10 protein-coding genes and 1 pseudogene are annotated in these 14,837 nt (G+C 59.4%); 7 read left to right on the top strand and 4 right to left on the bottom strand.

Annotation, left to right across the window (positions count from 1 at the left end; all coding sequences use genetic code 11):
• The first annotated feature begins 81 nt into the window (after positions 1 to 81).
• Entirely contained in the window at positions 82 to 1,716 is a 1,635-nt protein-coding gene (locus AArcSt11_RS07390; RefSeq protein ID WP_250595940.1) for a COG1361 S-layer family protein, read from the top strand.
• A complete protein-coding gene (locus AArcSt11_RS07385; RefSeq protein ID WP_250595939.1) occupies positions 1,713 to 4,211 on the top strand; it encodes an efflux RND transporter permease subunit in 2,499 nt (832 codons plus the stop codon). The genes AArcSt11_RS07390 and AArcSt11_RS07385 overlap by 4 nt, the downstream gene beginning before the upstream one ends.
• 219 nt (positions 4,212 to 4,430) lie before the next feature.
• On the opposite strand, the gene AArcSt11_RS07380 is transcribed toward AArcSt11_RS07385, so the two are convergent.
• From AArcSt11_RS07380 to AArcSt11_RS07365, 4 genes are all read right to left on the bottom strand, one after another.
• Positions 4,431 to 4,886, bottom strand: a complete 456-nt coding sequence (locus tag AArcSt11_RS07380) for a type II toxin-antitoxin system VapC family toxin (RefSeq protein ID WP_250595938.1) — start codon at positions 4,884 to 4,886, stop codon at positions 4,431 to 4,433.
• A complete protein-coding gene (locus tag AArcSt11_RS07375) occupies positions 4,883 to 5,245 on the bottom strand; it encodes a helix-turn-helix domain-containing protein (RefSeq protein WP_250595937.1) in 363 nt (120 codons plus the stop codon). The genes AArcSt11_RS07380 and AArcSt11_RS07375 overlap by 4 nt, the downstream gene beginning before the upstream one ends.
• Before the next feature lie 101 nt (positions 5,246 to 5,346).
• Positions 5,347 to 5,580 (bottom strand): DUF8150 family protein, encoded by a 234-nt coding sequence (locus AArcSt11_RS07370; protein ID WP_250595936.1) that lies wholly within the window; start codon positions 5,578 to 5,580, stop codon positions 5,347 to 5,349.
• On the bottom strand, positions 5,558 to 6,160 hold the full coding sequence (locus tag AArcSt11_RS07365; protein ID WP_250595935.1) for a hypothetical protein: 603 nt from the start codon (positions 6,158 to 6,160) through the stop codon (positions 5,558 to 5,560). Before AArcSt11_RS07365 ends, AArcSt11_RS07370 begins: the two co-directional genes overlap by 23 nt.
• Before the next feature lie 279 nt (positions 6,161 to 6,439).
• Between AArcSt11_RS07365 and AArcSt11_RS07360 the strand changes: the two genes are divergently transcribed.
• From AArcSt11_RS07360 to AArcSt11_RS07340, 5 genes and pseudogenes are all read left to right on the top strand, one after another.
• Positions 6,440 to 6,721 (top strand): ribbon-helix-helix domain-containing protein, encoded by a 282-nt coding sequence (locus AArcSt11_RS07360; protein ID WP_250595933.1) that lies wholly within the window; start codon positions 6,440 to 6,442, stop codon positions 6,719 to 6,721.
• A complete protein-coding gene (locus AArcSt11_RS07355) occupies positions 6,714 to 6,977 on the top strand; it encodes a type II toxin-antitoxin system RelE family toxin (RefSeq protein WP_250595931.1) in 264 nt (87 codons plus the stop codon). Before AArcSt11_RS07360 ends, AArcSt11_RS07355 begins: the two co-directional genes overlap by 8 nt.
• Before the next feature lie 63 nt (positions 6,978 to 7,040).
• Positions 7,041 to 7,243: pseudogene (locus AArcSt11_RS07350) on the top strand (hypothetical protein); the annotation flags it as partial.
• A gap of 471 nt (positions 7,244 to 7,714) precedes the next feature.
• Positions 7,715 to 10,165: a BGTF surface domain-containing protein gene (locus tag AArcSt11_RS07345; protein ID WP_250595927.1), complete on the top strand. Its 2,451-nt coding sequence runs from the start codon at positions 7,715 to 7,717 to the stop codon at positions 10,163 to 10,165.
• Positions 10,166 to 10,581: 416 nt separating this feature from the next.
• Positions 10,582 to 14,598: a BGTF surface domain-containing protein gene (locus AArcSt11_RS07340; RefSeq protein WP_250595925.1), complete on the top strand. Its 4,017-nt coding sequence runs from the start codon at positions 10,582 to 10,584 to the stop codon at positions 14,596 to 14,598.
• Positions 14,599 to 14,837: the final 239 nt, after the last annotated feature.

The raw sequence follows: 14,837 nt of genomic DNA, 5'->3' as shown, positions 1-14,837 counted from the left end.
TATCAAACAGGTGGGTATGAGCGATACTGCGGGTTCGGACCCGACGGGTTACGCTGATCGACGAATCGGCAGGTGGTTGCAGTGACAGAGGGTCAGCGACTCGTCGTCGTGGTCGCCGCGCTGGTTCTCATTCTGGCCGCTGCCCTTACCGTGCCGGTCGTCCTCGCTCAGGAGGACGAGTTCGGTTCGTCGTCCGGCGAGCTGACGCGGGGCGAGCCCGACCTCGACGCCTTCCTGCCCGAGCCGGAGCTCAACGCTGGCACCGAGGAATCCATCGAGATACAGCTACAGAATCAGGGCGAACTTGATACTGGCACCCAGAGCGAGCGCGTGACAACCGCTCGTGGCCTCTCCGTCGAGGTCGTTGATGAGGGGCCGTTTGACGTGAAGTCGGGCCAGTCCTCAGTGGGTTCGTTACCCGAGGGCCAGAGCATCAGCGCGACACAGCGCATCGAAGCGCCCGAGGATCTCGACCCGGGTGAGTACGAGATCACTGTCGAAGCCGACTATGCCTACACGTGGCAGGTGTCGGACAACACCGGATCGCGCTGGGACAGGACCGACAGTGATCGGTTCACTCTCACGATCGTCGTTCCCGACGAGCCACGGTTTGCTATCTCTGCTGTTGACACGGATGTCCAGCCTGGTGGGGATGGCCCAGCAACACTCACTGTCGAAAACGTCGGTGCCCAGGCCGCAAACGCGACGCAGGCAACGATCAGCGGTGGCGGCGGCGTCGTCGTTGACGGCGGCACCGCCGAGGAACTCCTCGGCGATCTCGACGCGAACGATTCGGCATCGGTGACGGTTGACGTGGAGATCCCGCAGACGACGAGTGAGGGTGCAAAGCCCATCCAGCTCGACCTCAGCTATCGAGATGACGCCGGGATCGAACGACAGGCCGGGACCGAAACGGCCAGTCTCGCTCCGGCAGCCGAACAGCGGTTCGCTATCGATAACCTGGAGGATACGCTGTCGGTCGGCTACGACGGCGAGGTTACCGGCGAGATTACGAACGAGGGGCCACGGAGCGTTGACGACGCAGTACTGATCGCCGAGCCCCAGAGCGAGTCGCTGTTCATCGAGGATACGCGGTACGCACTGCCAGAACTGGACGCCGGAGAGACGACGTCGTTCAGATATCCGACCGATGTGAGCGGGCAGGCCGATGAAGGACCGCGCCAATTGCAGTTCACAGTCGAATACGGCTCCGGGGACCGATCGACCGCACAGGATGGCCCGATCTCCCAGCGTGTCGTGGTCGATCCCCGAACCGACGAGTTCTCGCTGGATGGCGTCGAGACGACAGTGCGACAGGGTGAAACTGCCGACCTGATCGTCGAGATCACGAACCAGCGCCCCGAGACGCTCTCGAACATCGATGCTGCCCTGTACACGGATAGTCCACTGGCAAGTGAGGACGACGAGGCGTTCGTCCCCTCGCTTGCTCCGGATGAATCCGCCGAGATCCGATTCGATGTGGCCGCGGCGGACGACGCCACGGTCCAGACGTATCCGGTCGAACTCGATTTCCAGTACGATACCGAGCGCGGTGATACTGAAATCTCCGACACGTATCAGTTGCCTGTCGATGTCGAAGAGGGGGTAGACGATGACGACGGTGGGCTGCTCAGTCTGCTGTTCCCGCTCGGCGGTGTCGTTGCTGCCATCGGCATCGCTGGACTGTGGTGGCGACGGCGAGCAACCAGCGAATGAGTGACGCAGCCACTGACGGACCCGAGGAGGACAATCGTCTCACACGGTGGGTGAATACGGCGATCACCGCCCGGCCGTGGACAGTCGTCTTCGTGTTCCTCGTGATTACCGCCGGCTTCCTGGGAGCGATCGCCCTCAGTGATGGCGAAGAAGAGGCCGGTGCCGATCAGTTCACCGAGGGGTCCGACGCACAGGAGGCCTTCGACGAGATCCAGGAGGAGTTCCGGGACGAGGGACGGGACACCGGGGGGACAACCGCACAGCTGTTCGTGGAAGATGATCGGAACGTCCTGTCGAAACAATCGCTGTTGCGGATGTTGACGTTCCAGGATCGTATCGAGACGGAAGACCGGTTGCGCGTCGAGTCCTCGACGAGTCCGGCCTCGCTTGTCGCAGAACAGATCGATCCCGAGGCGACGACAGCCGAAGAGCAGTATCGGACGATCGAGCGCACGCCACAGCGCCAGCTCGAGCAGGCGATCGCGGACGCCGACGAGACCGCTGGACTGCCCGTTAGCACGGACTTCAAACCGGAGTCGGGATCGGCGTCAGTGGCGCAGGTGGCGATCACGTACGATACGCCGCCGAACGCGGAGACGAGTGATACGGCCGACCTTCAGTTCCAGACCCAGGAGATCGCAAACGATATTGACGGCTACGAGACTGGCGAGAACGTCGTCGTCTTCGGCGATGCGATCATCGAAGAGGAGACGCTCCAGCTGCTCGGTGACACGGCGATCGTCGTCTTCCCCGCCGCGGTCGTCCTGATCATCTTCTTCCTGGCGGTTGCGTACCGGGATCCGATCGATCTCATGCTGGGGCTCGTCTCCCTCGTTCTGACGTTTATCTGGACGTTCGGCTTCATGACGCTCGCCGACATCCCCTTTTCGGATCAACTGATCACCGTCTTCGCGCTGTTGCTCGCCGTCGGGATCGACTTTGGCATCCACATCATCAATCGCTATCGGGAGGAACGGGAGCTTGGTAAACAGATCACGGAGTCGATGCGGATTACCACCCAGCAGCTTCTCATTGCGCTCCTGATCGTCACGCTGACGACCGTGTTCAGCCTGATGGCGAACCTCATCAGCGATGTCACCCGGGACTTCGGGATCGTCGGTACTGCCGGGATCATCTTCACGTTTCTCATCTTCGGGATCTTCCTCCCCGCCGGGAAGGTGGGCTTTGACACGCTTCGCGAGGGAACGCGATTCCCCGAGTTCGGAACGAGCCCGCTCGGAAACGAAGACTCCGCGCTGGGGCGAGTGCTCACCGTCGGTGTGTCGATCTCGAAAGTCGCGCCGGTGATCTTTCTCGTCGCAGTGCTGGCACTCGGTGTCGGGGCAACGGCGTACGGGACCGGCGTCGATACCGAGTTCGACGAGGAGGCCTTCTTCCCCGACGAGGATCGGATCGAGCAGTACGAGTCGCTGCCCGGACCGCTCCAGCCGGGCGAGTACACGTTCATACAGGTGCTCACCTATCTCGAAGAGGACTTCGAGCAGGGGTTCGAGGGGTCGGTGACGATCTATATTGACGACAGTGAGTTGCGGTCGGATCGCGGCCTCACGGAGATCGATCGCGCGCTCGATGACCCCGACGAGGCCTTCGAGGCGGATGGGCGGCAGGCTGACGCCGAGTCGATCCTCGGCGTGATCGAGTCCCACGAAGCGGCGGATCCCGAGTTCGCCCGAACCGTCGAACGGTACGACTCCTCCGGTGACGGGATCCCGGACCGGGATGTCGACGTGGTGTACGATGAGCTGTTCGACTCGCCCGCGGGCGACCGTGCGCAGGATCGACTGACGACCGACCGCACCGGCGCGATCGTCGACGTGCAGGTCGACGTCGATGCCGAACAGGACGAGGCGGTGGCTGCGGCCCGCGCACTCGCGGAAGATATGCGTCTCGATGCGACGGCGACCGGCCAGCTCGTCATCTTCGAGTCGATCATCGACGAAACGACAGAGGCGTCGGTGAACAGCCTGCTCGTCGCGTTCGTCCTCACGATGGTCTTTCTGGTGCTCTCGTACTGGTGGCTCGAAGGCCGCGCCGTCTACGGCGTGCTCAATCTCGTTCCGGTGTTGCTTGCCGTGGCGTTGCTGGCCGGATCGATGCGGCTGTTCGATATCCCACTCTCCCCGATCAACGCGCCGATCCTCTCGGTGTCGATCGGGCTCGGCGTCGATTACACCGTCCACTTCATGCACCGCTTTGTCGACGAGTTCGAGGGCGGGAAAAGCGTGCAGGACGCCCTCGGGACGACGGTTCGCGGGACCGGTGGCGCGCTCACCGGGAGCATGCTGACGACGGTGAGTGGGCTCGGCATCCTCTACGTGGCGTTGATCCCGCTGATCATGGAGTTTGGCCTGTTGCTCGCACTGGGTGTCTTCTACGCGTGGCTGAGCTCGGTGCTCGTGTTGCCCTCCGCGATCGTCGTCTGGGATCGCATCTCGTCCAGCGAGATCGTCCCGGCATCGCTTGCACGGGCGTGACTCACTCCCCGCCGTCGTTGCCTGCCTCTTTGACACGCCGGTAGTGCTCGGCGTCGAGGCCGGACTCGCGTGTGAGTTGACCAGTCTGTTCTGCTGTGGTCCCCTACAGTTCCTGAGGTTGTTCCACGGTCAACTACTTCGGCCCCTTCCGCCTGTAGATCGGGGCGTGGAGGATCTCCACTGTGACACCGTCTTCGTCGAACGACGACCCGTCGTGTATCACTGTTCCGGGAGATCGATGTCATCCGGGACGAGTGAAAACCCAAGCGTCCGAAAATCGCTGTCAAACGCGAAGATGTGTTCTGCGTCAACGTCGCCTGCAAGCACCCCAGTCGTATGGTCCACGAACGAGATTTGCTGGTCATCAAAGCGGCCAAATTCGCTACAGACCGCGTCGAATTGAGTCGCGTCGGGATGAAGAACAGTCACCACTGGTGACTCCCGGACGCGCTGTAACGTATCCATGGCCTTCTCATGGCTCTTCTTCCGCAAGAGTAGCGTCGTCAGTTCGCTGAGGACATATCCTGTCGTATATATCGGCCGAAATCGGAGCTCTCCGGCCCGAATCGCGTCCATCACCGCACGAGCGCGGTCGTGCCGAGGAGAGTTTTGCACGACGTGTGCGAAAAACGCGCCAGTATCGACGAACAGCGGCGTGGTTCCTGGCCCACTCATCCCTCGATCTCGCCGTAGAGAACATCGTCGATCTCGTCTTCATCAACGGGGTCGTCAACCGTGAACGTCGGAGCAGCGAAGAGCGGGTCATCGGACTCGACCTCATCGGGCGCTGTGGCCGTGTCTGCCGTGTACCACCAGACAACCGTCCGACTGCCGAGTGAAACCTTCTCCAGATGCCCGTCGTTGTCCAGCCGACTCAGCCGTCGGTACGCAGTTGACCGGTCGATATCGAACCGGTCAGCCACCTCCTGGGCGGTGTGAAATGGACGCCCCTCGGCGAAGTAGCTCATGATGTCCTCGGGTTCCAGTTCGGACTCGAACTGTCCACGTTCGTCGCGTTCGGTGTTCCCGGACATGTCCGCTGGTTCAGTGTACAACCCACACACCAATAGATGTGCCGATGGCGTCACTACAGCGATTGACGGAGAGAGTCCACGGCGAAAGCCGTGGGGGGATGTCACTCCCCGCCGTCGTTGCCTGCCTCTTTGACACGTCGGTAATGCTCGGCGTCGAGGCCGGACTCGCGGGCGGACTGTAGCTGGGACTCGATCAGTCTGTTCTGCTGTGGCCCCCACACCTCCGGTGGCTGTTCCTCAATAAACTCCACCCACCGACGAATCGCGTCGAGCCGGAGCTCCCGGTTACGCTCGTGTTTCTCGTCCAGTTGATCACGAAGATCTGAGTCGGTCATACTCGTCCTCGACAGCCAGTGTCCGTACCCATTGTTCGAGTTCATCCGTCCTAAGACTTTCCTCGAACAGCGCCAGCAGGTGGGCCGCATCCTCGATGTCTGTGCGTGTTCCGAGGTAGAGCTTGTATGGGATCTGCAGTTCGAGTGGTCCAACCGGCAGTTCGGCGTCGCCAACTCGGGCCGTGATCGCCTGGTCGAGTGATGCCCGATCCGCCTCGTCGTCGACGAACTTCGCCTCGATATGTGGGATCACCTGTTCGTCCGGCGCGACCCAGATGTTGTCCCCGTCGCTCAACATCATATGCAGATCGTCAAGCGGCATCGCTGGCCCCCACATCCCCTCGCGTTTCAGCCGCTCAGCCAGTCGCTTGCTCTCGGCTTCGCCGAGCGGTTCGAGCAACACGTCGATATCCTCGGTTGAGCGCGAACGCCCGGTCAGGATCGCCAGATAGCCCGCGACGTAGACGTGGTCGATGCCGAGGTCGTCGAGAATCCGGGTGAACGCGATCGCCAGTGTGTCGAGTTCGTTCGGTGCCCGGTCGACGACGAGTTCGCCGTCGACGAGTTCGATTCCGGCCATAGTGGGTGATCGCCCCCCAGGTGGATAAAGTGCCATGTGGCCAGCCATGGTCGATATTCGCGCGTGGGGGCAGCTGAATGCTTAGTACTTGACGTCGAACTGATCGACCGAACACGTCCCCACGCCGGTACCGGGTCGCAGGCAGCGCGGTCGTCCGGGAGCTCTTCGAGTTGAACAGCGCGCTCAACGCTGTCGGCGGCGAGTGATCCACTCTCCGAATCGTAACACCGTTGCCGATGCAGGAAACACTTATCTGTGAGACAGGCGTCTCACACAATAATGAGTACTGACACTAACGACGCCGGGGAGGGCAACGGTACGTCCAAGATCGACGTACGTGTTCCCGATCAGCTTCTCGAAGCGATCGACAAGGAGTACGAGCGTCGTGGCTATACCTCACGGTCGGAGGCGATCCGCGATGCGCTCCGGGACTGGATCGACCCGCCGGAGCGGCTCTCCGAGGAGGTGCTCGACGCGCTCGAAGACAGCCGCGAGCAGCGAGAGCGTGGAGAAACGCACTCGGCCGACGACGTCCGTGAGCGCCTCGGCCTCGATGAGTAGTGTCGAATACACCGAACAGGCGATCGAACAGCTCGAAGCGCTCGATCCGCACGTCGCCGATCGCGTGATGAACAAGATCGACGAGGCGACTGAATGGACGGAACATCGGCTTGAGCGCCTCTCCGGCTACCCGTACTACAAACTTCGCGCTGGCGACTATCGGGCGATCATCACGTGGGATCGTGACGACGACGTTCTGATTGTCGAAGCGGTCGGCCACCGACGAAACGTGTACGATCGGCATCTCCCGCCCTGATCACGCAGCTCTGAGTCGGTCATACTCCTCCTCGACGGCCAGTGTCCGCACCCATCGTTCGAGTTGCTCGACCTACCCCGAAACCGCGAGTTCAACAAGACCGAGCACGCCGGCGTCACTCGCCAGACTGCCGGCAACTACACGGACCTGTTGCTCGACGTCGAACTGATCGACCAGAGACGTCCCCGCGTCGGTATCGGGTTGCAGATATCGTTCGGGAGCTCTTCGAGCTGAACAGCGCGCTCAACAGCGTCGGCGGCGAGTAGCAGTCGGCGGGCTGGTCGTTTTTGCATTCTTCAGGGCGAGATAGCGTCCCGCATCCCCGATGAGTGCGGACTCCACGGCCTGGGAACCGTTCTGGTCCCGCCGGCTCCGCCGAGCGGTTCGAGCCCTGGCGGGTACTGACCCCCACAAGTCGACACGACCCGCCAGTTCGGATGTAGAAACCAGCGTGTAGATCGCCGCTTTGGGTGCTCCGTCGCCGTACTGGTGGTGGTTTCGTTTATATACCAAATACGTCGATTCTATTGCCAGGTTGAAATTCTAATCTGCCGTTACCCGGCCTGATACTCCTCTTGACACGTAGTAACACGCACCTAACCCCACCACAAAGCACTTATAACCCCATCTGCTTGTGTTGTAATGTACCCCTACCATGGTGCCAGTATCGAGTATCACGGGTCGGCGTGACGCCGCCCAGGAGAAAGGTGCTGAAACCGATACAGAGATAACAAACTATGACAGGAAATAATTCATATCGCGACAAGGGACGTGCAGTGTTCCTCGCCGCGCTTATGATTCTGTCCGTCTTCGCAGGTGCCGCGGTATTCCCCGGCTCCGTTGCGGCGGACAATGATGATCACGACGTATCGTTTGATTTGAATGCCGATGCTACTGCGTTGGATGGTGCTGACATCTGGCAAGGCCAGACTGTCCACGTTGAGGGTCTTCGTAGCGGTGGAGATGGACCAGTCCAGCTCCGTGAAGGCCTGAAGGGTGACTCCGAGCGAATTGACACGCTCCGTGCCACCGGTGGCGAAGTAACCTTCGAGACCGACGACCTCTCGGGTTACTACTACCTGCAAGAGGGCTCCAGCGGAACCCAGTACGGTGAATTCTTCGTTGAGGAGCAAGAGATCGACTTCGAGTTCAGCTCGGGTACTGTCGCCAACGCTGAGGACGACACCACAGTCGAACTCGAAATTGAAGAGGACAACCGTGCAGATGACTACGGCCAGGACGACCTCGAAGTGCTCGTCACAGGCGAGCTGGACGGTGAGGCTCTCGATGATGACACGCTGAGCGAGATCTTCGACGATGCGGACACCGAAGATGACGACAGCGCGATCATCACCTTCAACGACGGAACCGAGAGTGTCACGTCTGACTTCGACGGTCAGGACCTCGGTGACTACGAGTTCACGCTCGAAGTGACTGACACGACCGCAACCGACACGGCTGAGATCGAAGTGACCGAGCCTGTGGACGCTGACGTCCGCTTCACCGCGGGCGACTTCACGTCCGAGCTCGGTGACGACGCTGAGTTCAGCTTCGTTGCAGAGGACTACGATCACGACGAGATCTACGTGAGCGTTGGTGACCTCGACGAAGTCAACTTCCAGCACATCCTCCAAATCGACATTTCGGATGTCGACGAGGATGACGAAGAGATCACTGTCGCGTACAACACCGCCAGTGACACTAACGCCGGCTGGGAAGTCGTCGGTGACAGTGACGCTACTGTCACAGTCGACAACGATCTCGATAGCGCCATCACTGGTGACGATCTCCCGCTGGCAGCAACCGACTACGAGCTGAGCATCGCTGACGGTTTCACTGTCGAGATGGATGAAGGCGACATCGAGAGTGTCGATACCGACACCGAGTTCGATACGTCGTTCCTCACCCTGACCGACCGAACGCCGATTGGTGACGAACTGGCGACGTGGACCGCACCGTCCGATGACGATGCGGGCGACCTCGCCGACGCTGCTGACGATGACGAACTGTTCGACGTGCTGACCCAGACTGACTCCATCGCCGAGAACGACAACATCGTCGTCAGCATGGACGCGACGGGTGTCAGCTCCTTCATCAGTGCGGAGGACGGCTTCGCTGCCGGTGCAGACATCACGGTTGACCTCGAAGATCAGGACGACCGACCGAACGTTGCCGATGAAGAGTTCACCGTTGATGAAAACGATATCACTGTGCTAGTGGTCGATGACGAGCAGGTCATCTTCCACATCGACGAAGGCCTCGAGAACACGGCTGAAGATATCGAGGCTGGCAGTACCTACGATGTCACCTTCACGATCGGTGAGGGCAACGTGTTCATCGCCGACGAGGATGACGAAGAAGTCGCTGAAGGCGACTTCGACCTTGAAGAGCGCGACATCGACTGGGACGACAGCGTTGCAGAGGTCCCCAACGTTGCTGACGCAGACGTGACGGGTACGACGAACGTCGCACCCGGTACGGAGATCAACACCCGAGCACGCGCGCCCGGTGTGTTCGTCGACCGTACCACCGTTGAGGTCGCAGAGGGCGGTACGTTCACCGCCACCTACGACTTCAGTGGTGAAGAGTCCGGTACGGAGTTCACGCTCCGTGCAACTGACGCAAACTATGGCGACAACCAGGTTGAGCAGGACTCCGTCCTCGTCGACGCTGACGCTGACGACGACGAAGAGGACGAACTCTCCGTTGCGTTCGACCAGGCAACCTACACGGTTGATCAGGGCGACTCCGTCGACGTCGGCATCGAAGTCGACGCCGGTGCAGAGGACCTTGACGAGGAGACCGTTACCCTCCTCCTGAACGGTGACGAGCTCGACAGCACGACCGTCACGGTCGACGCTGGTGACTCCGACCACGACAGCGTGGTCTTCACCATCGAAACCAACGAGGACGACTACCCCGTTGACGACCACGATCTCGACGTCGAGCTGCTCGACGCCTCCGACTCCGCGACCCTGACGGTTGAGGGTGACGTGGACGAGAACGGTGAGGCTGACGAGAACGGCGAGACTGACGAGAACGGTGAAACTGACGAGAACGGTGAAACCGACGAGAACGGCGACGATGACGAGGAACCCACGGATGACGACGATCAGCCCGGCTTCGGCCTGATGGTCGCTGTCCTCTCGCTGCTCGGTGCAGCACTCCTCGCACGCCGTAACAACTAAACTCGACTAACTAAGTCGAGTTCCCCTTTCCGCATCGCGCGGATTCTTTCTTTCGTGTGCTACCTCGGTGAGCGACAGCTCCACTCGCGGGTGAGGAACCAGCGCGCTTGCAATAGGATCCTTTTTTATACTACTCCTGTCCACGATGTGGTAGTAGTCTCCGTTTGAGAGGAGTGTGCACACCTCCCATGGAGAGTCGCCATTGGGTCGCCCTCCTGTGATTATGATCCAAGTACTATCCGGAAACCGAACACTAAGAATATCTAACAGTACCACCCAGCTTTAAGTATATGGAATCCTGTGTTTATGATGCCCCTACCCATGGTGCAGAAGTGAGTAATACCTTACAGGCATATCGCGTGCCTGCGGTGAGAAAGCTCCTGTTACCGATGAAGACAACGAGATAAACATAACATATGACAAACGACACGAAATCATATCGTGAGGCAGGACGCGCAGTGTTCCTGGCCGCGATCATGGTACTTTCGATGGTCGCCATGACCGCTACCCTCCCGGGTGCGGTCGTTGCGACCTCGGATGCAGATGCCGAGATTACCTCCGATAATTCGTTTATCGGAGCAGACGGTGTACAGCATACAGTTAGTTGGACAGCACAGTCTGACGACGAACTCGCTGGAGACAGTCTCAACGAGTTGACTGTTGATTATGATGATGGTCTTACTGTTGCTTCAGGGGTCACAGAGAGTGACCTATCTCTCACCATCGGTGAGGGACCCGATGAAACAGTACTGAATGATGAGGGGGACTTCTCCCTCACTTCTGATGACAATACTCTCACCATCAATGTAGACAGCGATCCAGGAGTCAGTGCAGATGATTCCATCGACCTTCAGGTCAGTGCCATTGCCAACCCCGACGCAACCGGTGATGTCGGTACGGTAGACGTCACTGCCGATGCTACTGTTGCCGGTGTGGACAACATCATTGAAGCTGATCCATACCCGATTGAGTCAGTCACACTCGGCGGCGAAGTGACTGAAGATGATGGTTCGACCGCCATTGATGGTGCTGACGTTTCCTTCGATGAAGAGGGTACCCTTACAGACACGACCGGCACAGATGGTCTTTACAGTATCGAAGTCTCCGACCTCGGCCCCATCACTGCTGACGCAGCTGATGTGACCGCCAACGCAGACGGATTCCAGTCTAGTACTGAGATTGTTAACGTTGAGGGTCAGGACGATACTCAGAACTTCGAACTTGTCGAAGAGCCTGAGTCCGATATCGACGTAACCGTTGATAACCCGAACCCACAGGACTCCAACACTCAGGCGACCTACGATGTGACCTTTGATATCGTCAGTACTGACGGCGGCGAGGCAGCACAGTACATCCTCGCCGACTTCGGCGACGAATCGGTCGCATTTGACGAAGTTAACATCAACGACGTTAGTGTCGACGGCGATAACTACGAGGTTGATGATCTTTATACTGCGTCAGGTGACGGTGAGGCCACCGCTGAAGGTGACCTCACGGCCTCTGAACTCCTGATCGAACTCGGCTCCGGCGAGGACATTGAGTTCGGGACGGACGTAACCGACGAAGACAGCGTGGATATCAACATCCAGGATGTCACCAACCCTGACGTTAGCACACCCACGTTCACGTTGAGCCTCCACGAGGACGGCGGTGACCTCGGTGGTACTGCTCAGGTGAGCCCGTTCGCTGACGGTCAGGATGGATACGAAGTTGCGGACCCCGTGTACACTGGTGAACTGACGTTCAACAACCAGAACCTCGCTGCTGACGGTACGGTTACCGTCGCAGATGTCAGTAGTGATCAGGAATCCGTCGTTGTCGTTACGTACGAGGACGATGGCGAACTGATCATCGCTGGCCTGGCTAGCGCGGACAACCTCGACAGCGAGGCTGTTCCTGTCAGCATCGAGGATGACGGTGGCTTCCCCGGTGAGCACACTGCTCACCTGATCGCTAACGACGGCCTCAGTGGCGAGTACGGTATTGGAGACGCAGTCTCCGCCGAAACTGCCGGTGAGGTTATCGACGACGATCTCGCAACCGTCCGAGAGGCTGGCGGTGACATCTCCGTCGCCTTCGGCCAGCTCGGACAGACTGACATCTGGCAAGGCCAGACTGTCGAAGTGTTCGATGTCCGTCAGGACAACGACGGTAGCGGTCCGGTCCAGCTCCGAGAGGGTCTGACCGGTGACGACGACTCCGAACGAATCGACACGCTGCGTGCGTCCGACGGTGTAGTGACCTTCGATACCGATGACCTCTCGGGGTACTACTACCTGCAGGAAGGCACGCAGACTGCTGATGAGAACCAGGACCAGTTCTTCGTTGACGAACAGGAGATCGACTTCGAGTTCGAGGACGACGCGGTCCCATTCGACGGCGATGACGCCGAGGATACCCAGGTTGACCTCGTGATCGAAGAGGACAACCGCGGTGACCTCGTCGATGTCGTCGTCTCCGGTGAACTCGACGAGGAAGCCCTCGACGAGGACACTCTCGAAGACATCGTTAACAACTACTCGGAGACCGACGATGATGAAACGGTCATCATTGAGGACTTCGACGCTGCTGGCGAAACCTTCGACTTCGACGACCAGGATGTCGGTGACTACGACTTCACGCTCGAAGTTGACGACACGACCGCATCCGACTCCGCCGAGATCGAAGTGACCGAGCCTGTGGACGCTGACGTCCGCTTCACCGCGGGCGACTTCACGTCCGAGCTCGGTGACAACGCAGAATTCAGCTTCGTTGCTGAGAACTACGACCAGGACAACGTCTTCGTCACCGTCGGTGACGCAGAGGAAGTCAACTGGGAGAACGTTCTGGAAATCAGCGGCCTCAATGATATCGACGAGGACGACGAAGTCACCGTCGGCTACAACACGGCATCTGATCCGGACGATGAAGGCAGCTGGTACATCGTTGGAGACAACTCCGACGATGTCGACGTTGCGATCGCGGACGATCTAGAAGCAGCAGGTGGCACGATCGATGAAGCGCCGCTTGCCGCAACCGACTACGAACTGAGCATCGGTGACGACTGGTCCGTGCTCGAAGATGACGACGACAACGTCATCGGTGCGGAAGTCGACAACGAGTTCGACACGTCCTTCCTGACACTCACCGACCGAACGCCGATCGGTGAAGACCTGACGACGTGGACCGCACCGTCCGACAACGATGCTGATGACCTGTTCGACGCTGCTGAGGATGACGAACTGCTCGACATCCTGAGCCAGACCGACACGGTCGCTGAAGAGGATAAGATCGTAACCAGTCTGGAGGCCACGGGGACGACCTCGTTCCTCCCTGATACTGAGTACCTCGATAGTACTGATATCGAGGGTGGTGACCTGAACTTCGATAGCGACATCAATCTCGAAGTTGAGGCACAGGACGAACGTCCGAACGTCGATGCTCAGACGTGGAGCTTCGACGACGGTGAGCTGAATGTCTACACCCTCAGCAACGACGGGGAGCAGGCTATCATCCTCCTCGAATCGGATAACGGTGACTTCGAGACTGACGCCGGATACGATGTCACCTTCACGATCGGTGAAGACAATCCGTTCATCGAGGACGAGGATGCTGAAGAAACCGCTGAAGGCGAGTTCGACTACGACGAACGCGACATCGAGTGGGACGAGAGCGCATCTGAAGTCCCAACCGTCGCTAACGCTGACGTGATGGGTACGACGAACGTCGCACCCGGTACGGAAGTCGACACCCGAGCACGCGCGCCCGGTGTGTTCGTCGACCGCACCACCGTTGAGGTCGAAGATGACGGTACGTTCACCGCCACCTACGACTTCAGCGAGGAATCCAGTGGAACGGAGTTCACGCTCCGCGCCACTGACGCCAACGATGGCGACAACCAGCACGAACTCGACTCCACACTCGTCGACCCCGACGAGGATGACTTCGAGCTGTCCGTTGACTTCGGTCAGGACACCTACGAAGTCGATCAGGGTGACTCCGTCGACATCGACGTCTCCGCCGTCGCAGGTGCGGACGGCCTCGATGACGACGAGGTCACGCTGTTCCTCAACGACGACGAGGTCGATAGCGCCACTGTGACCGCTGACGCGGGCAACAGTGACGATGTCACCTTCACGCTCGACACCAACGAGGAAGACTTCCCTGAGGGCGACCACGATCTGGAAGTCACGCTCCTCGACGCCTCTGACGAGGCTACCCTGACCATCGTCGTCGAAGACGATGAGAACGGTGACGAGCAGAACGGCGACGAACAGAACGGTGACGAGCAGAACGGCGACGAACAGAACGGTGACGAGCAGAACGGCGACGAGCAGAACGGCGACGATGACGGCGAGCCAGAAGACGATGACGACCAGCCCGGCTTCGGCCTGCTGGTCGCCCTCGTCTCGCTGCTCGGCGCAGCACTCCTCGCACGACGCCGCAACAACTAAACTCGACTAACTGAGTCGAGTTCCCCCTTTCCGCATCGCGCGGACTTTTTTGGCGACGCCAGCTACACAGTGCCGACAGTTTCGTGGGGCAATTCCCCTGATTGTTTAGATGATCGGACGTAGGCTAATCTTTGTGTTATTTTTCAACATTCATTGGTGCCCCTTTCGAACGATTGAATAAAACCGCCTCAGGGTTCCTACGGGTTTTGTAACTCTGTGAAGAACAATAACACCGTAAA

Origin of the sequence: Natranaeroarchaeum aerophilus, assembly GCF_023638055.1 — an archaeon.
GTDB lineage: Archaea > Halobacteriota > Halobacteria > Halobacteriales > Natronoarchaeaceae > Natranaeroarchaeum > Natranaeroarchaeum aerophilum.
Note: the sequence above shows the minus strand (reverse complement) of the source record. Positions and strands in the feature narration are given on the sequence as shown.

Excerpts from the sequence above, each read along its gene's own strand:
- AArcSt11_RS07385 (WP_250595939.1), top strand. The coding sequence starts at position 1,713 with ATGAGTGACGCAGCCACTGACGGACCCGAGGAGGACAATCGTCTCACA.
- AArcSt11_RS07380 (WP_250595938.1), bottom strand. The coding sequence starts at position 4,886 with ATGAGTGGGCCAGGAACCACGCCGCTGTTCGTCGATACTGGCGCGTTT.
- AArcSt11_RS07375 (WP_250595937.1), bottom strand. The coding sequence starts at position 5,245 with ATGTCCGGGAACACCGAACGCGACGAACGTGGACAGTTCGAGTCCGAA.
- AArcSt11_RS07370 (WP_250595936.1), bottom strand. The coding sequence starts at position 5,580 with ATGACCGACTCAGATCTTCGTGATCAACTGGACGAGAAACACGAGCGT.
- AArcSt11_RS07365 (WP_250595935.1), bottom strand. The coding sequence starts at position 6,160 with ATGGCCGGAATCGAACTCGTCGACGGCGAACTCGTCGTCGACCGGGCA.
- AArcSt11_RS07360 (WP_250595933.1), top strand. The coding sequence starts at position 6,440 with ATGAGTACTGACACTAACGACGCCGGGGAGGGCAACGGTACGTCCAAG.
- AArcSt11_RS07355 (WP_250595931.1), top strand. The coding sequence starts at position 6,714 with ATGAGTAGTGTCGAATACACCGAACAGGCGATCGAACAGCTCGAAGCG.
- AArcSt11_RS07345 (WP_250595927.1), top strand. The coding sequence starts at position 7,715 with ATGACAGGAAATAATTCATATCGCGACAAGGGACGTGCAGTGTTCCTC.
- AArcSt11_RS07340 (WP_250595925.1), top strand. The coding sequence starts at position 10,582 with ATGACAAACGACACGAAATCATATCGTGAGGCAGGACGCGCAGTGTTC.